Source organism: Chitinophaga sp. RAB17 (assembly GCF_052114225.1).
Classification (GTDB): Bacteria; Bacteroidota; Bacteroidia; order Chitinophagales; family Chitinophagaceae; genus Chitinophaga.
Genome location: NZ_JBFREI010000009.1, coordinates 200,505 through 223,153, shown reverse-complemented (window position 1 = coordinate 223,153; position 22,649 = coordinate 200,505). Strand labels below are relative to the sequence as shown.

19 protein-coding genes are annotated in these 22,649 nt (G+C 43.4%); 8 read left to right on the top strand and 11 right to left on the bottom strand.

What is annotated here, in order from left to right:
• Positions 1-6 precede the first annotated feature (6 nt).
• The 3 genes from AB4Z08_RS26375 to AB4Z08_RS26365 all read right to left on the bottom strand — a co-directional run bounded on the left by AB4Z08_RS26375 (position 7) and on the right by AB4Z08_RS26365 (position 5,753).
• Positions 7-807, bottom strand: a complete 801-nt coding sequence (locus AB4Z08_RS26375; protein WP_441576775.1) for a response regulator — start codon at positions 805-807, stop codon at positions 7-9.
• A 108-nt stretch (positions 808-915) separates the two neighbouring features.
• Positions 916-3,183, bottom strand: a complete 2,268-nt coding sequence (locus AB4Z08_RS26370; RefSeq protein ID WP_441576774.1) for a GH92 family glycosyl hydrolase — start codon at positions 3,181-3,183, stop codon at positions 916-918.
• A gap of 83 nt (positions 3,184-3,266) precedes the next feature.
• Complete coding sequence (locus AB4Z08_RS26365) at positions 3,267-5,753, bottom strand: glutaminase domain-containing protein (protein ID WP_441576773.1); 2,487 nt, start codon at positions 5,751-5,753, stop codon at positions 3,267-3,269.
• Between the two features lie 277 nt (positions 5,754-6,030).
• On the opposite strand from AB4Z08_RS26365, the gene AB4Z08_RS26360 reads away from it, so the two are divergent.
• Positions 6,031-7,212 carry a metallophosphoesterase gene (locus AB4Z08_RS26360; RefSeq protein ID WP_441576772.1) on the top strand — a complete coding sequence of 394 codons (1,182 nt, stop codon included), beginning with the start codon at positions 6,031-6,033 and terminating at the stop codon, positions 7,210-7,212.
• Between the two features lie 57 nt (positions 7,213-7,269).
• Here the strand turns inward: AB4Z08_RS26360 and AB4Z08_RS26355 are convergent, their stop codons facing one another.
• The 5 genes from AB4Z08_RS26355 to AB4Z08_RS26335 all read right to left on the bottom strand — a co-directional run bounded on the left by AB4Z08_RS26355 (position 7,270) and on the right by AB4Z08_RS26335 (position 12,470).
• A complete protein-coding gene (locus tag AB4Z08_RS26355) occupies positions 7,270-8,115 on the bottom strand; it encodes a DUF899 domain-containing protein (RefSeq protein ID WP_441576771.1) in 846 nt (281 codons plus the stop codon).
• A 360-nt stretch (positions 8,116-8,475) separates the two neighbouring features.
• The gene (locus tag AB4Z08_RS26350; protein ID WP_441576770.1) at positions 8,476-9,210 is read right to left on the bottom strand and encodes a hypothetical protein; all 735 of its coding nucleotides are present in this window, start codon (positions 9,208-9,210) and stop codon (positions 8,476-8,478) included.
• 85 nt (positions 9,211-9,295) lie between these two features.
• The gene (locus tag AB4Z08_RS26345; RefSeq protein ID WP_441576769.1) at positions 9,296-9,877 is read right to left on the bottom strand and encodes a Crp/Fnr family transcriptional regulator; all 582 of its coding nucleotides are present in this window, start codon (positions 9,875-9,877) and stop codon (positions 9,296-9,298) included.
• Positions 9,878-9,967: 90 nt separating this feature from the next.
• Positions 9,968-10,966, bottom strand: coding sequence for a beta-ketoacyl-ACP synthase III (locus tag AB4Z08_RS26340; RefSeq protein ID WP_441576768.1), 999 nt, complete (start codon positions 10,964-10,966; stop codon positions 9,968-9,970).
• Positions 10,967-11,006: 40 nt separating this feature from the next.
• Entirely contained in the window at positions 11,007-12,470 is a 1,464-nt protein-coding gene (locus AB4Z08_RS26335; RefSeq protein WP_441576767.1) for a hypothetical protein, read from the bottom strand.
• 379 nt (positions 12,471-12,849) lie between these two features.
• Between AB4Z08_RS26335 and AB4Z08_RS26330 the strand changes: the two genes are divergently transcribed.
• The 4 genes from AB4Z08_RS26330 (at position 12,850) to AB4Z08_RS26315 (ending at position 15,774) form a co-directional block, all read left to right on the top strand.
• Positions 12,850-13,002 carry a hypothetical protein gene (locus tag AB4Z08_RS26330; protein WP_441576766.1) on the top strand — a complete coding sequence of 51 codons (153 nt, stop codon included), beginning with the start codon at positions 12,850-12,852 and terminating at the stop codon, positions 13,000-13,002.
• Positions 13,003-13,347: 345 nt separating this feature from the next.
• The gene (locus AB4Z08_RS26325; RefSeq protein WP_441576765.1) at positions 13,348-14,544 is read left to right on the top strand and encodes a winged helix-turn-helix domain-containing protein; all 1,197 of its coding nucleotides are present in this window, start codon (positions 13,348-13,350) and stop codon (positions 14,542-14,544) included.
• 74 nt (positions 14,545-14,618) lie between these two features.
• On the top strand, positions 14,619-15,188 hold the full coding sequence (locus AB4Z08_RS26320) for a Crp/Fnr family transcriptional regulator (protein WP_441576764.1): 570 nt from the start codon (positions 14,619-14,621) through the stop codon (positions 15,186-15,188).
• A gap of 79 nt (positions 15,189-15,267) precedes the next feature.
• A complete protein-coding gene (locus tag AB4Z08_RS26315; RefSeq protein ID WP_441576763.1) occupies positions 15,268-15,774 on the top strand; it encodes a cupin domain-containing protein in 507 nt (168 codons plus the stop codon).
• A gap of 183 nt (positions 15,775-15,957) precedes the next feature.
• Here AB4Z08_RS26315 and AB4Z08_RS26310 read toward each other — a convergent pair whose 3' ends face one another.
• A complete protein-coding gene (locus AB4Z08_RS26310; protein ID WP_441576762.1) occupies positions 15,958-17,430 on the bottom strand; it encodes a hypothetical protein in 1,473 nt (490 codons plus the stop codon).
• 550 nt (positions 17,431-17,980) lie between these two features.
• On the opposite strand from AB4Z08_RS26310, the gene AB4Z08_RS26305 reads away from it, so the two are divergent.
• Entirely contained in the window at positions 17,981-18,724 is a 744-nt protein-coding gene (locus AB4Z08_RS26305) for a hypothetical protein (RefSeq protein ID WP_441576761.1), read from the top strand.
• Positions 18,725-19,202: 478 nt separating this feature from the next.
• Positions 19,203-19,583, top strand: coding sequence for a DUF1801 domain-containing protein (locus AB4Z08_RS26300; RefSeq protein ID WP_441576760.1), 381 nt, complete (start codon positions 19,203-19,205; stop codon positions 19,581-19,583).
• 65 nt (positions 19,584-19,648) lie between these two features.
• On the opposite strand, the gene AB4Z08_RS26295 is transcribed toward AB4Z08_RS26300, so the two are convergent.
• The gene (locus AB4Z08_RS26295) at positions 19,649-20,218 is read right to left on the bottom strand and encodes a dihydrofolate reductase family protein (protein ID WP_441576759.1); all 570 of its coding nucleotides are present in this window, start codon (positions 20,216-20,218) and stop codon (positions 19,649-19,651) included.
• Positions 20,219-20,432: 214 nt separating this feature from the next.
• Between AB4Z08_RS26295 and AB4Z08_RS26290 the strand changes: the two genes are divergently transcribed.
• Positions 20,433-20,675, top strand: coding sequence for a T9SS type A sorting domain-containing protein (locus tag AB4Z08_RS26290; RefSeq protein WP_441576860.1), 243 nt, complete (start codon positions 20,433-20,435; stop codon positions 20,673-20,675).
• Between the two features lie 73 nt (positions 20,676-20,748).
• Here AB4Z08_RS26290 and AB4Z08_RS26285 read toward each other — a convergent pair whose 3' ends face one another.
• On the bottom strand, positions 20,749-22,311 hold the full coding sequence (locus tag AB4Z08_RS26285; protein WP_441576758.1) for a serine hydrolase: 1,563 nt from the start codon (positions 22,309-22,311) through the stop codon (positions 20,749-20,751).
• Positions 22,312-22,649 lie beyond the last annotated feature (338 nt).

The following is a 22,649-nucleotide window of genomic DNA, read 5'->3' as shown; positions in this document are numbered from 1 at the left end:
GTTTTATTAATCCATGCGCATCGTTACCTTGTCAATATATTCAGACGGAGACATCTTAAAATACTTATAGAAATTCCTTCTGAACTGACCCGGCGAATTATAGCCGGCTTCCTCTGCCAGCTCATTCACCCGATGATTACCGGAATTGATCAGATCTGCTGCTTTCTTTAATCGGGTAAGATTAATGATATCATGAGGTGATAAATCGGATATGGATTTTATTTTGCGATAGAGTGTAGGCTTACTCATATTCATAAGTACACAAAGCCGTTCTACATCCAGCTGTGTTTCATACAGGTGTCCCAGGATGGTGCTTACAATTTGTTCCAGGAAAGCTTCATCCATTTTGGAGTGGGCAATGCTATTGATGTGTACCAGCGGAGACCTGGCATAACTTTCTTTCAGTTTCACCCTGCTTGCCAGCAGGTTTTCTATCTGTGCATATAAATGCTCCAGAGAAAAAGGTTTTTCTATATAGGCATCGGCGCCTGCTTTCAAGCCTTGTATCCTGGCCTGTAGCGTGTTTTTAGCTGTCAATAAAATGATGGGGATATGACTCAGTTCCAGGGTGAGCTTGATCCTTTCACAGAGTTCAAAGCCATCTACCAGGGGCATCACTACATCCGACACCACCAGCTGTATATATTCCTGCCGTAAAACGGGAAGCGCCTCATCACCATTTCTGGCTGTATGGACCATATAATTGTCTTTCATATCGTGCGACAAATAATCCAGGATATCTTCACTATCGTCAACAATCAGGATCCCTGGCTTAGTCGTTTTCAGAATTTGGCTGATCCCCTTCATGGTATGCTCTTTATTATTTAGAGACGGTATATAGGTTTGGGCTGACAAGTACGGCTATAAGGATATTATTTCAAAAGATAAAACATATTTCCGGAAATCCATGAACCATTATTTTGAAACAGAATAGGGAAGATCTTCCGGCTGCAATTTTCTTTGCAGGTCGGCGGTATTTTTCATATCAAAGGAGAGCGTTCCTCCTGCTGTAATATCCTGATAGGTGATAAACGTTTTGGAATAGGCCTTGCCATTCAACAAAGCATGGTGGGTATAGACATTTTTATCTGAATTACCGTTTGCTTCGATAACAAACTTCTTCCCGTTCTCCTGGGTAATGGTGATCTTCTTAAACAAAGGGCTGCCCAATACATATTCATTTGTTCCCGGGCATACGCTGTAAAAACCCAGGGCACTTAATACATACCAGGAGGAAGTTTGCCCCTGGTCTTCATCGCCCGGGTAGCCATTTTCAGAGGCATTATACAATCGTTTCATGACTTCTCTTGCATGTAACTGCGACTTCCAGGGTTGCCCTCCATAGTTATACAGGTATACCATATGCTGGATCGGTTGGTTTCCATGTGCATATTGCCCCATATCAGCCATCACCATTTCCGTCATTTCATGTATCATAGATCCGTAAGTACCTACTTTTACATTATTGGGCTGTGTAAATACGGAGTCCAGTTTTGCGCAGAAAGCGGCATCACCGCCCAGCATTTTTTTGAGACTATTTATATCATGGAATACCGACCACAGGTAATGCCAGGCATTACCTTCCGTAAAGGGTCCGCCCCATTCAATCGGATCAAAATTCTTTCCCCAGTTACCGTTTTCATCTTTGCCGCGCATAAAGCCCGTAGTGCTGTCAAAAACATTCCGGTAGTTCCACATCTTCTTCTCAAATCCATCCCGGTATTTTTCCTGCTTTGTTGCCACCGCAAGTGTATAGGCGCAAAAATCATCATAGGCATATTCCAGCGTTTTAGCAGTTGCTTCGCGGTATTTTGGATAGGGCACATAACCTGAACGGTTATACTCCGCATAACCATCCCGTCCGTTTGCCGGGCCCCAGGGGCCTTTATTATTGGATTCATGATAATAGGCATCCAGCGCGGTGGACGGATCAAACGTATGTATCCCTTTGGCCCACGCATCAGCGAGGAGGGTGATGGCATGATTGCCGATCATACTGCCCTGTTCATTCGGAAAGGACCAGGATGGCAACCATCCGCACTGCTTATAGGCATCCACCAGGGCCTGCATGTATCGCCCATGCATTTGCGGATACAATAATGCATTCAATGGAAACTGTGCCCTGAATGTGTCCCAGAAGCCGGTATCGGTAAACATATAGCCTTCATGCACTTTGCCATCGTAGGGACTGAAATAATATGGATGTCCATTTCTATCCAGTTCATAAAACTTTCTTGAAAACAGGCTGGCCCGGAAAAAGCAGGAGTAAAAGGTAGCCTTATCCACGGCTTGTCCACCTTCCACCAGGATCCGTGACAGATGTTCGTTCCAGGTCTTTTTTGCAGCGGCCTTTGTTTGTTCCAGTGTTTTATACCCACCTAACTCCTGTTGTAAGTTAAGTTTGGCTTGTTGTTCGCTGATATAGGAGGAAGCCGTTTTAGCCTGTACAATAGCCCCCTCTTTGAATTGCAGGTACACTCCCACTCCCTTTCCTTCTCCCTCAGTTTTCCCGGCCTGAATGGAACCGGATACATTTTCCCAGGTGCCATACGCCGTAAACGGTGTATCAAATACCAGTACAAAAAAGCTCTTCCATCCCTGCTGAAATCCTCTGCCATTATTCACAAAGCCGGTAATCATTCTTTCTTCCGGGTATATTTTCACACCGCTTAAACCGGTATAGCCATCTAAAACAAGATATGCCTTGTGTTGTCCCGGAAAAGAAAATCTCAGATGCGCCCCTCTTTCCGTAGGCGCCATTTCAGTAGTGATCCTGTTGTTAAGTGTTACTTTATAATAGTATGGCCGGCCTGTTTCATGCGCATGCTCAAAACCGGTAGCCCTGTCATCTTCCTTCACTGCCAGACTATCCATCACGGGCATCAATGAAAAAACAGCATAGTCATTTGACCAGGAACTACACTGGTGCGCCTGCTGAAAGCCCCTGATACTTTTTTTGTGATACTGGTATTTCCACCCGTCTCCGTTGTTGCCTGTCTGCGGTGTCCAGGTGTGCATTCCAAAAGGAAGAGCGGTGGTTGGATAGGTATTGCCTCTTGTCAACTCATGCCTGGAATTGGTGCCCTGAAGGGTATTTACATAATCTGCAAGTGCTGTTTGCTGGCAGCATGCATTTGCAGCAGCTGCCAGCTGGATAATCATAACGGTCAATAATTTCTGCATACAACCAGGTGTATAGGTTTATAAATTCAGGCACTCACTTAAAAACAAATATAAAACAGGTTAAACGTTTTTTACAACCGCCTTTATTTACTCAGCTTGTCCTGTAATACTTTCATGAAATATCCTCCCACCACGCTTCTTGCCTGAAACCCTCTCTGTTCTCCGTTGGTGGTTTCATGCCAGTCGCTCAGGGGCACCCGGCTCGTGGTTTCTAAAGTGTACTTCTGAAGTGGCAGAATGAATTTTTCAAATTCTGTTTTATCGCTTGCCATTACAGCCGTCCATATAATCCAGTCGGATTTGGTATAAGTCTTACGTGAATCGAGGGGCAATCCATACGCCTGTTGTTTAGACAGGTAATAGCTTATTTCCTTATCGAATACACTTTCCGGGAAAAGGTTAAATGCCAGTACTTTATCCCATACCAGGTTATATTTCTGGCTCCAGGTATTTTTATTTTCAAATGACAAACTGTAGTGATCTCCTGCATCAGCCAGTTTCATCCAGTTTTGCACCATAGATTGGCAGCGGCTCAGGTAATACTGCGCATCTGTTTTATATCCCAACATATCTGCAAGAAAGGCGTAACTCCTCAATGCCATGATGGCCTTTGCAGAAAGGTTTACATTCCTGGCCAGGTGCCCCGCAAAATCATCGGTGCAAAGCTGGTTGGCCGGGTCAAACCCTTCTTTGTCGAGGTACTTTATCCACGTGGTAAGTGTGGACCAGTGTTTCCTGGCATAACTGGCATTACCTTCCGCCTTGGCAATGGCTGCTGTCAGTATCAGCATATTCCCGGCTTCTTCCACCGGCATATCTTCTCCATATACTTGCCCGTTTGCAATCGGATAGGTACCCAGGTCGTGGGCTGCAAAAGGCTTTGTCCATTTACCGCTTTCACTGTAATGAAAGATACCATTCATCATACCTTTTTCCAGCTCCGGGTTGTAAGCAATGAACAATGGAGCAGAAGGATAGGTCAGGTCCACGGTGGCAATGCAGCCGTTACTGAAATTTTCTTTGGATAAAAACAACAGTTCCTTCTGCGGACTTTCCACTAACGCATGTGCCGCAATGCTCTGCCGGTAAGCCAGCTCACACAATTCAGCATACGCCGCTCCACCCGCATTCAGTGCATCTGTGTAGATGGTATCCTGAAAATGTTTCACCTTTTCCATAACAACATCATAGCCACCGGCGGCCGTGTTCATTAAAGCATCAAAACGACGGTTGCCTTTGTTGTTCCACCAGGGACGCAGGTCTTCATTGAAATACCTGATAGCAAATACTTCATCATATCCAAGCATCATGAACTTTTTCACCGCTTCATTGCCTACCTGGCCAAATGAAATCACAGTATTCAGGTTTAAATGTTTCCCTGTTATGCTGGCAGGTCCTTTATACTGATCGTGTAAAAACTGGTGTATACCGTTTTTTTCACCAACGGAAATATACTGCCTGGAATAGTCTTTCGGGGCGCCTACATAAAAATAACCCCAGTCGATACGTAGATCATCGCCAGCTTTTTTCAATACAGGCTGCGCAACCGTTCCTACCTGCAACAACCTCACATCACCCGATGCGCCGGCCTTAGCAGTCACCTCTTCTCCAGGCAGATTGGTGGCAATATTGGAAGCCGCAGTTAAAAATACCGCTATGTCATGTTTATTTCCATCATTAGCCCTTACCTGGTAGCTCACATAGGATATAGGTGTGGAAAGCAGGGCCAGGTCTTTTATCAGCAAGGGAGATGTAAAGGTCAATGTAAGATCTGCTTTTCCGCAGGTGAAGTGATAGGTGGTTTCCATCGCCTTGATAGCGACCTCCTGTTGTACCGCTTCCCGGATCATGTTACCATCTGCATTTTCCGTCCGCCTCACGATGCCTGCATCCAAAAAACGGCCACCGGCGCTATTGCGTACGTGAAAAGCCAACACATTTTTACCGGCTTTCAGGTTATCTTTCAGCTGCTGTTGCAGATCCAGGAAAGTATAATTATTTACCCAACCTTGTTTTTGATAAATATGTTTACCATTTAGATAGATGTCGATATTATCATCGTGGTTAATTTTCAGCAACAGGTTATCAAAGCTCACTTTGTCACCCAACGTAAATGTCCTTCTTGCCCAGATATCATCCGTATTCCAGTAGGTTTTTGCCTTTCCCTTATCGTCCGAAAAAGGCGCCTTCCCTGTTTTCCATGCTGCAGTATTAAAACCGGGTTCATACCAGCCCTGGCCGGGTTCACTTAAAGTGTACGCCATCTCATATGACTGTTCATCTGCTGCCGGTAACACCGTTACATACGCTTCGGCTTCTTTTCCGAGGAAACGGTAATAGGCATCATCCACTTTAATAACTCCTATTAAGGAATGCTCCGCTCCTGTCCAGTGTTTGGTAACAGACCCATTCAGCTTGTCAGAACTACTCCATATACTGAAATAGGGCGTATGTGTGATAAGAGGATAGCTGGGGGCCTTTTGTTGCTGTGCGGGAGAGATCACAGACTGGAAGAAAATACATACAAGAATAACCATCATCCTGCAATACCGACTAAACAACATTGTCATAATTAATTTTTTGTTCCTTTTTAAATTGCTGCTATTGTTAGATTCCATTTTACTAAGTGGGGCAAATTTCTAATAAACAGGGTAAGGTAGATAGTCAAAATGTCTCAATATCAGATCAAATTGACTCAATTTCGTTGCTGACAGTTGCTCAAATGGCTAACCAGGTAGGGCTATTTACAGTGGAAGGAGATATTTTTTCTCCTTCTTTTAAAATATCTTCCCTGTTCAAACGTCTTACAGAATAACAAAATACATGTTTGACATATCTACTTTATAAATGGCAAAAAGACTTCCGCTGATCATCCTGCTCTGGCTGGGTACCGATCTCTACTTTTATCAGGCTGTACAAACTCTTGTAAATTCCGGTGCATTGTTGTGGAGCTATTGGCTCATCGATCTGCTGTTAATGAGCGGCATCGTTGCTGTAATTTTTGCGCGACGTGGCTCCCGCTCCCAGCAAACGTTGATTACCTGGCTGATGGGACTGATGTTGCTGGCTTTTGTTCCCCGTTTATTTTCGCTCCCGGTTTTACTGGTAGAGGATATTACCCGGCTCTTTCGTGGGTTTCCGCCGAGGGCACTCTGGGTAAGTGAGCTGACTTTAGCCACCGCTGCTGTGCTGCTGCTCATTGTGCTGTTCGGTATTACGCGCGGCCGGCATTTTTATCGCGTAAGGCGCGAAACAATCTATTTCCCGGATCTGCCCGAAGCTTTTGATGGTTTTACCATAACACAGATAACAGATGTTCACTCCGGCAGCTTTACCAACGCCGGCGGAGTACAGAAAGGACTGGACCTGGTCAATGCCCAGCACAGCGATGTTATTCTGTTCACCGGTGACCTGGTTAACAACCAGGCATCAGAAATGGCCAGATGGATACCTGCTTTTGCAGCACTGAAAGCGCCGATGGGTAAATTCTCCGTGTTGGGGAACCATGATTATGGCGATTACATTCACTGGGAGACACCTGAGGCCAAACGTACCAACCTGGCCCGGTTAAAACAAGTACATGCCGAAATCGGATTTCGTCTGCTGCTGGATGAGGCGATCACCCTTCAAAAGGATGGTCAGGCTATTACCCTGTTAGGCGTGGAAAACTGGGGTAAGGGTGGCTTCCATCAATATGGTGACTTAAAGAAAGCCACCGCCGGCGTTCCCGATGATGCCTTTAAAATCCTGATGTCGCATGATCCCTCACACTGGGAGGGCGTAACGCTTGAGCATCATCAGCATATTCATCTCACATTATCGGGCCATACACATGGCATGCAGTTCGGCATCGAGTTATTTGGACTGAAGTGGAGCCCCATCAAATACGTGTACAAGCAATGGCTCGGGCTTTACCAGGATAACGGTCGTTTTTTGTATGTCAACCGGGGCTTCGGCTTCCTGGGATTAAAAGGACGAATTGGTATGTGGCCGGAAGTGGCAGTGATTACCTTAAAACGTAAATCATGACCCGCTAATTGAACATCCACTCAGGCAGCATTAAACACCTCAGCTTTGTTGTTGTGTTCAGGCGCAACAATCATTTGAGTCGCCTTTAAGTAATGATTTGAGATCATACTCATCGTGACGAAGCATCCAGAATCCGTTTTCATTGCGCCCGAGTGGAGCCCTATCCAGCCACTGATATATGCCCCAGAGACCATCAAGTCCCCGTGCATAGGTAGAATAGGTATGATAAATTATTCCATCTTCCAGCACAAAGGCGCTCATGCCGGGGGCTTCCTGTGTGTACGTTGCCCAGTCAGTGCCTGTGCTGGATGCAATCTTTTTTCCTTCTTCAGGTGCGGCATCGGTGGGGGCGATATCGCTTTGCCGTGAGCTGACATTTCCCTTGTTATAGTTGTATTCGACACTTCCGGAGCGTTGCTGCTCTTTCGTATACGAAACATGGAAATCATAGTTAAAGTCGCTGCCATACGATGATGCCCATGGAAATGTCCATCCCATCCGTAGTTTGTATGCCTGTAGTTTTTGGAACGGTGCGCGCGATACCGCCCAGAGCATTACATCATGGTTAGCCAGGTGATTCCAGATTCCGTTGAAACCGTCTGCTATCGCAGAACAATGCGGACAGCCCGCGTTGTAGTCCGGTCCAAACATGAAGTGATAGATGAGAAGTTGCGAACGACCTTTGAAAAGATCAATGAGGGAAACTTCCCCCTCATCCGTGTCTAATTTATACTCCTTATCCATTCTAACCCAGGGCAATTCCTGCCGTTTCCTTGCTACATCATCGCTTAACTTCGTCAACTCCTTTTCAGCTTTGAGCAGGTCCTCCCGGGCTGCAAGCCATTCTTCGGGTGAAACCACTTTATGCTCTTCGATTCCGCGTACAGTTTTAATTTTCGGCATAATGTCCTCCATTATTTATTAAACTGATAAATAGAATGATTGCAGTAAACAGAACGGTAGCTGTGAAATCACGATCCCAGTGTTTTGCTCTTTGATGAGCTGATTTATCCCTTACCAAAAGTAATCTCTAAATGACAATTATGCAGGGGGTAAAATGGACTTTTTAGTGGGTCAATCCGGACAAGTTAATGGTTCATCTTTCTTAAGATAAACGGACGGAATATTTTACCATCTTCACTTCTGACGGGCGGAGCGCTCTGAGCAGTGTGAGCAATCACACGGGCTCAAAGCGCACATAAATGGCAGGTTATCAATTGAGGAATTTGAACCTATTGGCGGCAATCAAATCTGAAAATGATTTCAGCTGATCGCTAAATTATTTGTGGACGTCTTCAACTGGTATAATTTTCTGAAAACCGCGGTATGCAAAAATAAAATGGTGGCGGGAGCAAAGGCGGGAAACCATGAAAACGGGAATACGGTCATTTCCCTGAGATTGCCATTGGCACCGATCATCACTGCGATCGTCAGCAAATCAATGATGTCGAGGATACCAAAAATGTTCCAGGCATAAACAGCCATTTCCCATCCCGGACTACGTTTTGCAACCATCCTTGCCACTGGCAATGCTACAATTGCAGTAATAATGTCTCCGAGACCGGCAAAAAAAGCAAATGTTGCAGGAAGCAGGTGATAGCTCTGAAGAATAATGAAAAATACGCCAGCAACCCGGAATATATGTAAGGAGATCAGCGATTCCAGTTTAATTGAATGAAGCAAGGTTTTAAATAGCCTGGTATTCCCGATAAAAACGAACAGGAAGATAGCTAACGGCAACCCGGCCCATACTGTTACTTTAGGTGGCAGCGAATTAACTTCAAATGTACCTTTCAAAGAAAAAAAAGAAACGTAGACAAGAAAAGCAACATAAAAACTAAAAATACCGATCTGGATATTTACTGCTTTGCGCGGTGTCATACCGGCGTCCAGGGCTGCTTGCCTTACCCGCCCGGTGATGAAAGCGATAAAAAACAGGAAACTCCCGATAAATAGTAAGATGGCCCAAACGGGCATTCCTGATATGTGATTTGCCATTTGAAATAGTGTCTTTGATTACAAAACAAAGGAAATCCATATAATTCAGCTTACACTTAGCAAATGGCAAGAAATCAGCAAGTACCTATTTTTTCGTGAACTCCTTTCTTATTCTGCTTAACGAAGTATCGGTAATTCCCAGATAGGAAGCGATATATTTTAAAGGTACACTCTGAAAGATTTCCGGACTCGAATTGATCAGCCTAATATAACGTTGTTCTGCTGTTTCCTGTAACATAGACAGCATTCTTTCCTTCAGGATACTGTAGCTGTTGACGAGCTTCAGCCGGCCGAACTCCCGGAACTCCGGCAGCGCGTGAAAAATTTCCTGCATGTCATCGTAAGTAATATACCAGGTTTCGCAATCGACGATTGTCTGGATATATTCTTTGGAAGGGGTTCTATTAAAGAATGACAACAGATCGCTTGCAAAGGAATTTTCCGAATAGAACGCGGTAGTAGCCTCATCGCCTTCCAGGTTATAAGTATAGGACCGCATGATGCCCTTTTCGATGAAATAATATGCATTACAAACCTTGCCGGCTTTCAAAATATATTCATTCCTTTCAATTTCCATCGGATTGAATTTCTCCGCAATCTGCTCAACCTTTACAGGGGCCATAGGCAATACCTGCTGGATGAACTGAACTAAAATATCTTTATTCATTGATAATGAATTAGAAGGAAATTTTCTCCTGATGAATTTAATAAATAAAAAGTTATGATTGATCTTTCATTTATTAAAAATACTCAGCACCTACGCTCCATCATAAGCCCAAATAAAATAATTTGCCCCCCACGTAAAACCCGCACCAAACGCAGACATTAAAATCTTATCCCCCTTTTTCAGCAGCTGCTGATAATCCCATAAACACAATGGAATTGTGCCCGCAGTGGTATTGCCATAATGATGAATGTTAATCATTATTTTCTCTTCCGGAAATGATAACTGCCTTGCTACCTCCAATACAATTCGTTTATTTGCCTGATGTGGAACTAACCACTTAATATCATCCCCGGAAAGATCATTTCTTGCCGTCAACTCCTGTATGGTCGCTACCATATGTTTTACTGCAAGGTGATAAATTTCTTTCCCATTCATCCGGATATAATGTTGCCGCGCCGAAACTGTGATTTCGCTGGCAGGTAAGGCAGAACCTCCTGCCGGCATAAAGAGGTGTTTTCCACCTTCCCCATCTGTTTTCAATATACTGTCTTTTAATCCGTAACCGTTGTAATCCGGCTCCAATAGCACGCCCCCACCTCCATCACCAAAAATGCTGGCGGTCATGCGCTCGGTATAGTCTACAATGGCGCTCATCTTATCTGCTCCTATCACCATTACTTTTGCATATTTACCACCTTCAATGAACCTGGCGCCAACATCCAGCGCAGCTAAAAAACCGGAACAGGCCAGATTAATATCCATTGCCCAGGCATTTTTTGCACCAATTGCTGCTGCCACTATATTGGAAGTAGTAGGTACAATCATATCTGGTGTGCTGGTAGCAATTAAGAGCAAATCAATTTCTGACGGATCAATTCCCCGTTTCTCACAAATCTGTTTAGCCACCGGGATACATAAATCAGATGTACCACGCCCTTCCCCTTTGAGTATATGCCTTTCCCGGATACCCAAATGTTCATAAATCCATTTATCCGATGTGTTAACGTATTGCACTAACTCCTTATTGGATAGCACATAGTCAGGCACATAGCCACCTACCGCGGTGATGGCTGCAGTTATTTCATTCATAAATAATCAGTTTACACTATCTCTGAAAAACAATGGACCTTCAAACGATAGCAGGTAAATTTAAATCGATGGTTACTACTGAATAAAGTACCGCAGGATCTTTTGGTGATATGATGTGGCAAATAAACTTAAAACACTTCTTTGATAAACGACTCACTGATATATTCACAAGACAGGGACAATCAATAGGAATTATTTTTACCGGAAAAAGTTCTATTCCATCCAGTACCGGACGCCGTAATAAAGGTAGCCGCATGATATCCTGCAGCCACTTTTCCGCTTCAACAGCCAGGCATTGATAAATAAGCAGGGTGGGTACACAGGGATAACCTGTAAAATGCCCACTGCATTGGGCGTGTGAGAAAGGAGGTATTACAGCCTGATATTGATAAGGATTATTGAATGAATTCCGTATAATTCCGGGCAATGGTTCCACCGGATGAGGCGCCACCAGCTCATCCGAAGCTTTAAGTGCTGCAAACTTAGCAAGGAAATTTTCTGCATCCGGCATATAGTAATCAAACAGCATCATATAAACCGGTTCTCCCTTATCACTGATAATATTTAATATACTTCTCCTTTTCTGTCTTTCAACAGGTATACTTTCTATGACTGCTGTATAAATCATATCCTTGTTTACTTCACCGCATCTAAGCACCTTAAATTTCTCTCCCATCATGTAGTGATTTTGGGATGGCTGGTTCAATCTGCCGAAATTCAAGGCCTCCAGGGAAATGCAATACTGCATTAACACCGCGAAACCATCCATCATAAAATCATCAGCTTTGCCCAGCACTGCATGCACTAAATGTCCGAATACCTGCTTCCTGCCGGAAGGCAGTTGAAAAAAAGGCGCCGATATACCCAAATTTTGTAATGATATGGCGGTGCCTTCAGATTCTTTTTTATAAATCAGTATCTCGTAAACACATTCACTGCTCTCCGCGTTAAGTTCAACTAAAGTGATGCCGGTTGTATACATCGGAGCCAGCTCCTCGCAAACGGCCTGTATAAACGGGGAAATAGACGGCCATGTAATTTCATCCGCTATATTCAACTGACGGGTAATTCTATGATACCTGTCCACACCCGTAAAAATCACTTTAACCATATCTGGTTTAAATTCAACAACATTAAATCTGAACTCAGGGCTGGACGTGAAAATAGCAGATAGCAGTACCAGTAATACTCCCCGTGCATCCCTGTCCAGATCCGGATTTGCCTGCACGGCAGCGGCTACTCTTAACCTGCCTAACTCATAAATAGTTGCCTGCGACAATGGGTCTATCAAATGTTTTCCCTTCAGCAACCCTGCCTTATCGAGCATCACTCCATAAAATGCACTGGTAATATTTGATAATCCTGCTACCAGTGAAGTAACGGTTGGAGGGAAAAAAGTGCTTATCACTTCGTCACGACTCATGTCAGAATGATATACATCCTGACGACTGATCTCCGACAAATAAGCATGCGCGTGCGGGGGTAAATCATTATGGGCATTCATATTACTGATTTAATAAATTGCCGGATAGTAAAGCATTATCAGCTATTGGTCAACAAACATTACGGGGTTCCCGGTTAATACTTCTTTAAAGTAAAAATAGTAAAGGCAACTGCAAAAGAACAGCAGATAATGGATATATACCAGTTAGCATAACTAATCACTTCATTTGTCTGAAAACTTTCAATTCATGCGGCAGTCCTGCAATTCACAATTCCCCTTCTATGGGATTTGAAATTATTTCCCTGATATAGTAAATACTATTACGATTATTCTGTATCTTGATAATATCAACAAAAATGCGCCTTGCATTTTACTACATGCTAACCTTATTCGCATAAACCATAAACCTGTATTTTCATCAAACATTAAACTAATCACTATGAAAAAAGAAGAAAAAAAATTAAGCCTGAAGAAAATAAAAATCCTTGCACTAACAAAACCTACTGCTGTAAAGCTTGAGATTCAAGGTAAGAAACGTTGTCACTGGACTCAAATCAACGGTTCCTGCGGAACTTCATTTGATTTATGTTGATGACGACAAAAAAAAGTTCGAATAATTTAACAGTGCAGCAATTAAAATCTACTACCGTAGCAGATTTTAGTTGCTGCACTCCTTTATGAAATGCTTACCTAACCACGGGAATTACTTAGCTTCTATTACCCGTTTGGGCTTGCCTCACCTGTTGCCCTTCTTTATTATTAAACTTATACACAATACTCACACGATACCCCGCAGCATTGGGCCGGCATTAACGAGACGGCCCAATAACTATGCACAATAAAAAGAGAATACCTTTTTGAAACATTCTCCAGTGAGCCTAATGGCATAAAAATCGAACAAAGACGGCAGAGAATTTTTGCTTATTTTGCTTTCATTATGAAGCAACATATCCTCTCCGGTTCACAGGCAAAAAAAATAATCCTTCATGCGGCAGGGCTGGCACAGCCCGGCCAGTTCGGGAAAGGGATCGAGGCAGTCTACAAACTCATCGATCACCTTGGCTTTATTCAGATAGATACAAACTATGTTGTTGAGCGGGCGCATCACCATGCTATTGCATCCCGCGTACCTGACTATAAACCGGAATGGATTGATGAGCTGCTGGCAGATGGAAATATCTTTGAATTTTTCACTTACGGGACTGGGTATATCCCCATGCACGAATTCCGTTTTTCATTGCCTGTTAAGGAAGGCTTTTTATCCCGGAGAAAGCCCCTGACGCCACCGGAAATCAGTCTTATGAAAAAGGTGCTCGATAGAATTGACCGTGAAGGCCCTCTCATGGTAAAAGATTTTGAGAATGACCGCCCGGTGGCAAGCTCCGGTTGGTGGGATTGGCGGCCGGCAAAGGTTGCTCTCGAAAGACTGTTCCTCGATGGAAGCCTGATGTGCACCCGTCAGAAAAACTTCCAGAAAGTATATGACCTGCCCATCAATCTCATTCCGGGGGATGTTGATATTACCCCACCCACCTCAGAAGAATTTGCACGACATGTGATCCGGCGTTCTTTGCAATCCCTGGGGATTGCCTATGCTAAAGACATCGCCTGGCGGGCACATTACGCAAAGGATAACCTGGTAAAAACAGAGCTGGAAAAGATGGCTGCCGAAGGCGAAGTTTGCCAGGTAAGCATTGAAGGACTGAACACCGCCCCCCTATATATGTTGCCTGTCTACAAAAACAAAAAAATAAATCTCAGCGATGATGCATTCATTCTCTCTCCCTTCGACATATTAAATGTGCTCAGGCATCGTTTAAAAGACTTCTTTGATTTCGATTACCAGATAGAGTGCTTTGTACCCCAGGCAAAACGGAAATATGGATACTTTTCTTTGCCGGTGTTAGTGGGCGACACCTTTGTCGCCAGGATGGATTCAAAAGCCGACAGGAAACACCGCATACTAACGATCCATAATCTACATTTTGAATCGTTGAAACCGTCCCTGCCCACGATCCACAAAATCGCTGAGGCGATTAAAACATTCGCGGGTTTCAATCAATGCAGGGAGGTTATCATAAAAAAATCGAATAATAAACAACTGCTTAAAGCTATCAGGGATCACCTCAGTTAAACAGCTATGCCAATGTGGAAATGTTGCGTTGCATATAACGCAACCTGTAGCTTTCTGTTGCTAAATTTATGCTCATGAACAATTTTTGGGAGAAGGTAATCAGGTATCATCCGCTGTCGGATGAAAGCCGGCAGGCATGGGGTAATATCATTACAAGTCGTACCTACAAACGTCATGAAACGTTGGTAACGGAAGGCCAGGTGCCACGACTGGTGGCCTATGTGGTGAAGGGGCTGTTCTCACAGTACTATACAGCGCCGAATGGAGATGTGGTTATCAAACGTTTTTTTCCGGAAACATTTCTGGCAGCCTCCATGAGTGCGATGCTAACCCAAAGCCCCAGCCAGTTTACCATCCGTGCACTGGAAAACACCACGGTATTCGAATATCATTTCGATGAATTTAAAAAGTTGACAATGCTTTGTCCGGACATGGCCGCATTATATATCCGCTACCTGGAAATACATTGGGTGGTGGAAAAGGAACCACTGGAAATATCACTGCGCTATGACACTGCCAAAAGCCGCTATACTGCCTTCCTGGAGCAATTCCCGGCGTTGGAACGCCGCTTGAAACAACACGAGATTGCTTCCTATCTTGGTATTACACCTACACAACTGAGCCGCATACGTGCCGAGCTATAGTTTTTTTTAAAAGTGTCAACATTTGTAAATGTTTTTCAGGTTGGCATGTCGGAATTTTGTCTTCATAAAAATGAAATGTATGAAGAAGATAGACTATCTGGAAGACCAACTCGCCAACAAGGCCACCATACATCATCCGGGCGAAGGAGAACGGCTGGAAATGGGAGGTGCTTCCTTCGTTTTTAAAGTCACCAGCGAAATGTCCAACAGCCAACTGGGCGTATATGAGATCACACTGCCACCACATACCATCGGCGCCAGGCTGCATTACCACCGTTTTATGGATGAAACGTTTATGGTAGGCAAAGGTGTCCTCACTGTATATGCCGGCGAAGATACACATCACCTGCAACCCGGATCAGTTGTATACGTACCACGTTTCACGCCACACGGTTTCGCCAATGATACAGATGAACAGGTAGTGCTCACACTCATTTTCAATCCGGCAGAGAAAAGGGAAGGCTTCTTCCGTGGGCTGGTGGATATACTCAGCGAACAACCCATTGACCCGGCCAAATATCTGAAGCTGTACAACAAGTACGACAGCTTCCCCGTGGATGTCAATAATATGTTACCGGTGAAGTGATAAAAACAAGGCATCATTCCGCCCCTGCTCTTCCGTCATTAGTGATTGATATTTTAAAACAGCAACCAGCTGACACCTCATCATGACGTACCATAAAATGTACTAAACAAAAAACCTGCAACCACGTAGTGCAGGTTTTTTGCATAAAATGCGGTGCGAATAGCAACAGTTTCCACAGACTGCTTACTTTTTCGGCGCCGTGTTAGTATACTCCGCGGCCGCTTTAAACGCTCTTATATAAGCAAGTCTTTTAGGGAAAATACCATCCGGAGCCAGCGCCGGCTTTCCTACTGTATCAAGTAAAAAAGAGAGGTCTGTTCCCAGCTTTAGCTGTGCTGCCCCGTGACAGCCCTGGCATCCGGTTACGACAAGCAACTTCCCGTGGTATAAGGTATTTGCGCCATTATCATGAGGATGCCCTATATCACTCCCCCTGAAACGCCCCAGGGTAGAATCAGATTCAACAATATAGTTTGCCAGGAATTGGCTTATCGCATTCCCGTCTTTCTCAGGATTCGCCTGCACACCTATTAACCGGTAATGAAGCAGAGGAGATTTAGGGTTTTTAGCTGAAATCCTGGCGTGTGCATAATCGCTTACCTTTTCTGCAATATCAGAAATCGGCCTTAGACGGGGATAATCGGGATGAGCTTTATTGGGGATTTCATATCCACTGTCATTAAGTTCCACGTAAGTATGATGGATGTTGGTCTTTTGATAATCCTGTAAATCTTCCTGCTCAAAAGTTGCAAAAATGAAAGCAGGGTAATTTTGGGTTTTATGAATGATATGCATTCCCACCAGGACAAACAACCGGTTAGTATAGTACACCTGGTTTCCGAACCTGTAATAAGAAATCGCTCTACGGGTAATATAGCGGGTGGTATCCATGCCATAGTTGTATAACATCCATGCGGTTTTTATTTCGATGGTACCGGGTACGGGAGTCCCATCCGGTCCTTTTGCAGCTCCACAGGGCAGGCTAACTATCATTCTATCAGACGCGCAGTTACACGGTGCTCCCGTTTTATAATATTCTGTAGGGTTTTTAATAAGCCACCTGGTGCTGTCTGTGGCCCTTCGCAGGCTGTCTTTGGTAGGGTATTTTTTCAAAATATATTCATATTCGGCCCTGTTTACTTTGGCCTGGTAAAGTACCAGGTTCGTAGGCCGTTCACCTAAATTTCCATATACATTACAGGAGCCGATCTCATTGTTTTCATCCAGGTTATTAAAGAGCGTGAAGCGGAAAGTTTCTAACGCATTTGGGTATGGTTGTGGCATAATACCGTAACTGTAATGCGGGGCACTGTCAAAGGGTAGCATCTTATCACTGTATGGTCTTAGTTCCGTCTTGTGAGCATATGTTTCCCATACAGTGAGGTTTGGATAAGGAAGGTTATAGGACCAGGAGATATCCGGGTAGTCCCGCATCTTGTTTTCATTATAGGAGGACTTCCAATTCAACGCCAGGAATTCATTCCAGGCAAAGGCTGCCAGTTGTTCAGGCGTTGCATTACCGTCAATATCCGCAGGTGGAAACGGACTAAATACTACATTATAGGGTGCACTTCCGACTAGTGGAGAATCATTCCAACGTATGAAGATGATCGTTCCCGCTACAATAATGGCGATGATTAAAAATAGCTTTTTCATAAGATCTGAGATTGAATTTGGATGGTTAAATGAGGGTATTATACATAGTGAAGCATGATTATTTCGTCATACAAACAAGGTATGATTGCACAGAAAAAACTTTCATGTACATCATCATTGACAAGCGCTATCGGGTAGCAAGCATTGACTTCTTACATGCTTTGTTTTGAATATTTATGGCAGCCAGGGGAATACCAAATGCTACTAATGCATGCTATTGAAGAAGCAATGCCATGGGAGTAAAGCGTTATTTGAGGGTTTTAAATAATTCTTAGGATATGTAATATTAAAACTGACGCAAGCTTTCTATCATGGTGCCTTTATGTCAAGGGGTACTATTCAGTTTTAATGAACTTTAATTTATATGGGTGTATTTCTCCAAACGTTAAAACTAAAATATTGAAACTTTTTCATTGTAAAAAATATTTTTTACATGCCGCAATAGTTCGGTATTTTAATACGCATTACACTCCCTTTAGTTAATCTTCCTGCTGTCCCGAAAACACGTTCCCCGAATTGTGTTATATTTATCTTATCAAAATAATCTTCTATGGCAAAACAAATGTCTATCCTTCCCTTTACGGGAAAACTTGGTCCTCTCATTGGGTATAAACGCAATGGCGAATACTTCCTGCGCTCCATGCCTCAAAGCGTGCAGCAAACGGCTGCTACCCGCCGCGCATCCAGGCGCTTTGGCATCGCCAGCAGGAAAGGCGCTTTTATCCGGCATGCTTTCTACCCCCACCTGGATATCCATTGTGATGGCGCCCACATCAATCGGCTCAACAGGCTACTCATTGCTGCCGGCGATCACCACGAGGCCATCACTGGCTTCCGCTTCAATCAGCATACCGGCGTAGATCGTTTCTTTACGGTGGCTCCCCGCCTATTTAGAAACGGAATATTAAATATCCCCGCACAAACCATCGTTGGATGTAAAGGTATGGCGGCACTGGAAGTAAAAGTGATCGCTACACGCATTGATTTTACATCACGTCAGGTGGTGGGTAGTGAAACTGTTGTACTCATGATAGATCCGGATACCACTTTCCAGGAAACAAATGTTTCGTTCGATGTACCCGGGAAGGGTTCACTGGTAGTAGTTTTCCAGGTAAGAGCGATGTACAAGGATGGTCCATCGGGCAACAAACAATATATGGCGGCCGATATTATTGCGGTGGCAGCTCCACAAATACCCAAACATGCTAAAAAACGTACCTACCCCAAGCGGACGATATTGCCTTCTCTTCTTACCTATACACACACATATCCAGCTGTCATTCAACTGGAATAAAGTGCTCCTGCCCCGGAGATATTTTGATGAATAAACCCCTTATACCTGCTTCCTTTCAATAGTACATCTCTTTCCCCAGCTACAGCATGCTTCTGAAGCAGCGCTGCTATGGCCGGTGCTGTCCTCCATCCATTTGCTGAATCCATTTCATCCCGGTTATACATCCGGACCTCATCCCCGCATCAAGTCCACCTCTACTGCAGTGCTTCTATAGGTATATAGCAGGTGTCAGGCATAGCATCGATGGAACCAGCGTAATGAAAAGACTATAGTGATGAGGATTCTTATTACACTATATCTGAAAAGTGTATTCAGAGACAATGAAGATATAATTTCGTCTAAAACATCCGTAACAAAGGCCTTTTTAAAAGCAATTAACAGTTGCTATTGTGAAAGATAACATGAGCTACTCGCTCATTATGCAATAACTTTATTAAAACAATCAATATGGAATTATTTCAATCAAGCACCAATTCTTATGAAAATCAGAAACCTTGTTGATCTATATTCGCTTCTTCCTGAAGACGAAAGAATAATTGTAGATGTATTGCGGCAGATAATTATTGAAACACTGCCCGATTACTGCAAAGAGAAAATATCATATAATGTCCCATTTTTTTACGGCAACAAAGGTATATGCATTATATGGCCTTCAAGTGTTCCGAGAGGAGGTATCAAAAAAGGAGTGCTCCTGGGCTTTTGGTATGGTCACAAATTAATCGATCAGGATTGCTTTCTGACCCACGGAACTAACAGGAAAATTTTTTATAAAATCTATCATCGCTTTGAGGAAATTGACGATGAGCCAATAAAAAAACTTTTAAAGGAAGCGATCAGGTTAGACAGCACTTTCAAATGACAAAAGCCATCCCATATTGGATTATAGGATGGTTTAATGTATTTATCTGTCGTGCCAATGGTAAATCAGCTTTTCAGCGATCCCAGGTGGCGGTAAGTATTGAGCATCACTCCTGTTGGCGTGGTTGCCGTACTCACAAATTCGAGTTCGCGGGCGTCAAAACTGTCTGAAAGAAGGCGTTTGCCCCTACCCAACAATACCGGGTATACGATCAGGATAACCTCATCTATCAATCCCGCGTTGAGTAGCACAGACGTTAGTGATATACTTCCACAAAGAACCAGATCAGGGCCGTCTGTCAACTTGAGGTTGCGAATACCCTCTATGATGTCCTCTCCCAGGTTCTTTACTGGTCCCCATTCCAGGCTTTCAGGCCTGTGGGTGACAACATATTTTGTAGCGGCGTTTATTGCGTTGGCCATCGGAAAGTCCCCGGCATTTGGCCAGTATCCCAAAAACTCATCGTAGGTCTTGCGGCCAAGCAGCAAGTCAAAGCCTGCACCGTACGTTTCAAGAAGCATAGCCATCCCGGCAGGGGTCCGATAAGGCATCGTCCATCCGCCGTACACGTAGTTTTTGTCGTGTTCGATAACACCATCCAGGGAGATATGTTCGAAAATTCTAATCTTTCTCATTTTATTGTTATTTGTTTAATGATTGTCCAAATTTAATGCAGACCAGGTACACACATAGGGTGTAATTCCGACAATATGAGGGGTTAATTAACCATAGCATTTGTCATAACGGTAGATAAGATTTTAAAAAATGGGAAGGGATTGGTTTGGGCTGGTCGTCAATATAAATTAGAAATCAGTATTAGCTGCATAAAGATAAAAACACGTCCACTTCATTAGCTATAAGCAGTTACAGTTAAAACCCAATCCCAGTGGCGAAATCAGGTTGGCAACTAATGAGGACCTTTCAGGAAGCCTTGTAATTATAAACGACTTAGATGGCAGAGAAGCACAAAGAGAACTCCTGACAAAAAATGGATTAAGCATTTCAAAGAAGGCGGGTACAGGTTTATATTTTATCCAGGTGATCACCACTAAAAAGCAAATTTATCCAGGGAAAATACTATTGCAATTATAATATATCAATAGTAAAAAAGTAAATAACCTCTGATATGTAATAAAACAAATTGAAACATTCAAAATAACAGAGATTATTTCGTTCTTTTAAAATCAAGATCCTGAAAATCAAAACTGAAGTCAGTTAATGGCGAAATAGGTTTCATCTTGATACCGGAAGTCTTTCCGTCCATATCTAAGCTGAACATTACGTAAGCATCTGCATCCATGCTTCTGTCATTCCATTTTGCGATAAACGTATTGTCATTATATGCGATCATTTCACCACTCAGCTTGGCTGATCGTTTTGCATCAAACCAGAGTTTACCATTCTTTACAGAAATTATCACATCTCCAAACCACTGATCAGTATATGTTCCCGTAAAACGTTGCAGGTTAATTTTTGCAGTATTACTTCCTTGTTGACTCTCTATATCTTTCCAGATACCGTTAGTTATTTTCTTTGCTCTCTCCTCTCCAGCTACAACCTTGTTGTGCAAAAAAACTACCCAGTCATCTTTTGGTATGCCCAGATAACTGTCTTTGATGGTGTTCGATATGGCCGTAAATGCGGCGCTCACCTGTTGGTTAGTTAACACGATGATACCGAGTTTCAATTCTGGTATCAGCAATACCTGGGTAACAATACCTGCTAGCCCGCCGGTATGCATCACTTGTTTGTATCCTTTGACATCACTTAATACCCAGCCCAGGCCATATGCGGAGAAATGTGTTTTATAAGGTATATAGATGGTATACACCGGGATATTGGTTTGCGATACCCACATCTCATCGTGGACTTGCAAACTGAACAATTTTTTTGATAAGCTATCTCCATATTTTCCATCATTCAACTGCATGGTAACCCATTTACACATATCGGTAAGGTTACTCCAAATACCACCAGCGGCATTAGCCTGTTCGCTAATGAAGTTTTTTATCGGTTCTACTTTGCCATTAACCGGTGCATGCGGATCTATCAGCATCGATCTATCTTTTACGCGACTGAGCGAAGCGACACTACTGGTCATATTCAAAGGATGCATAATCCGCTTCTCTATAAAATCTTCCCAACTCATTCCTGAAACTCTGGCAACAACCTCTCCTGCAACAATGTAAAGAAGATTATCATAATCATATTTACTCCGAAAGCTGGAAGTAGCTTTCAAATAACGCAGGTTATGAATGATATCCTGCTTGGTAAAATCGGTGCTATCCGGCCATATCATCAGATCACCGGCACCCAGTCCAAGACCACTTCTATGTGTAAGCAGGTCCCTGATGGTGAATTCCGCTGTTACATAAGGATTGTAGAGTTTGAATTCGGGAATGAAATCTATCACTTTGCTATCCCATTTGAGTTTACCTTCATCCATGAGTATGCCCAAAGCTGCCGTAGTGAAGGCTTTACTATTAGATGCGATCCCAAACAAAGTATGTTCATCCACTTTTTTCCCGGTGCTGAGTGACTGAACGCCATACCCTTTTGCATGAACTACCTTTCCATCTTTAACGACAGCAACAGCAATGCCTGGCACATCGAAAGTTTTGAGCGTAAGCTCTGTTAATGAGTCTATTTCTGATGAAGTAATAACCTGCGCACTTACCTGACACGTCCCATATAAGAGAATACACAGACCAATGATCAATTTTTTCATAATTAAAGATATGTATTAAACTAAAACTTAGTACTGCTTTTCCCTGGCAACCACCTGTGGAAGACAATGCCATGAATCCAGCAGGCCTAAATTTGTAATTAAAGACACAAAATGAATGAAAGGGTTGCATTGGTTAGCCCAATCACTTATGGTCATTTTTTTTGGGTGGAGGTATTTCAGTTTGCGTAGCAAAAACGTCACTTGCCAATGGCACGAAGATCCATTCACCTGCCTAACCGGATAGCGAATCCGGTCGGATTATTTCCGCATACAGGAGGTTACGAAGCTGCCTGTATAATCCATCCCGAGTGCTAATCTTTTCTTGTCCCCCCTCAAGC

Bases quoted from the DNA above. Each gene is read 5' to 3' on its own strand.
- AB4Z08_RS26375 (WP_441576775.1), bottom strand. From the start codon at position 807: ATGAAGGGGATCAGCCAAATTCTGAAAACGACTAAGCCAGGGATCCTG.
- AB4Z08_RS26370 (WP_441576774.1), bottom strand. From the start codon at position 3,183: ATGCAGAAATTATTGACCGTTATGATTATCCAGCTGGCAGCTGCTGCA.
- AB4Z08_RS26365 (WP_441576773.1), bottom strand. From the start codon at position 5,753: ATGACAATGTTGTTTAGTCGGTATTGCAGGATGATGGTTATTCTTGTA.
- AB4Z08_RS26360 (WP_441576772.1), top strand. From the start codon at position 6,031: ATGGCAAAAAGACTTCCGCTGATCATCCTGCTCTGGCTGGGTACCGAT.
- AB4Z08_RS26355 (WP_441576771.1), bottom strand. From the start codon at position 8,115: ATGCCGAAAATTAAAACTGTACGCGGAATCGAAGAGCATAAAGTGGTT.
- AB4Z08_RS26350 (WP_441576770.1), bottom strand. From the start codon at position 9,210: ATGGCAAATCACATATCAGGAATGCCCGTTTGGGCCATCTTACTATTT.
- AB4Z08_RS26345 (WP_441576769.1), bottom strand. From the start codon at position 9,877: ATGAATAAAGATATTTTAGTTCAGTTCATCCAGCAGGTATTGCCTATG.
- AB4Z08_RS26340 (WP_441576768.1), bottom strand. From the start codon at position 10,966: ATGAATGAAATAACTGCAGCCATCACCGCGGTAGGTGGCTATGTGCCT.
- AB4Z08_RS26335 (WP_441576767.1), bottom strand. From the start codon at position 12,470: ATGAATGCCCATAATGATTTACCCCCGCACGCGCATGCTTATTTGTCG.
- AB4Z08_RS26330 (WP_441576766.1), top strand. From the start codon at position 12,850: ATGAAAAAAGAAGAAAAAAAATTAAGCCTGAAGAAAATAAAAATCCTT.
- AB4Z08_RS26325 (WP_441576765.1), top strand. From the start codon at position 13,348: ATGAAGCAACATATCCTCTCCGGTTCACAGGCAAAAAAAATAATCCTT.
- AB4Z08_RS26320 (WP_441576764.1), top strand. From the start codon at position 14,619: ATGAACAATTTTTGGGAGAAGGTAATCAGGTATCATCCGCTGTCGGAT.
- AB4Z08_RS26315 (WP_441576763.1), top strand. From the start codon at position 15,268: ATGAAGAAGATAGACTATCTGGAAGACCAACTCGCCAACAAGGCCACC.
- AB4Z08_RS26310 (WP_441576762.1), bottom strand. From the start codon at position 17,430: ATGAAAAAGCTATTTTTAATCATCGCCATTATTGTAGCGGGAACGATC.
- AB4Z08_RS26305 (WP_441576761.1), top strand. From the start codon at position 17,981: ATGGCAAAACAAATGTCTATCCTTCCCTTTACGGGAAAACTTGGTCCT.
- AB4Z08_RS26300 (WP_441576760.1), top strand. From the start codon at position 19,203: ATGAAAATCAGAAACCTTGTTGATCTATATTCGCTTCTTCCTGAAGAC.
- AB4Z08_RS26295 (WP_441576759.1), bottom strand. From the start codon at position 20,218: ATGAGAAAGATTAGAATTTTCGAACATATCTCCCTGGATGGTGTTATC.
- AB4Z08_RS26285 (WP_441576758.1), bottom strand. From the start codon at position 22,311: ATGAAAAAATTGATCATTGGTCTGTGTATTCTCTTATATGGGACGTGT.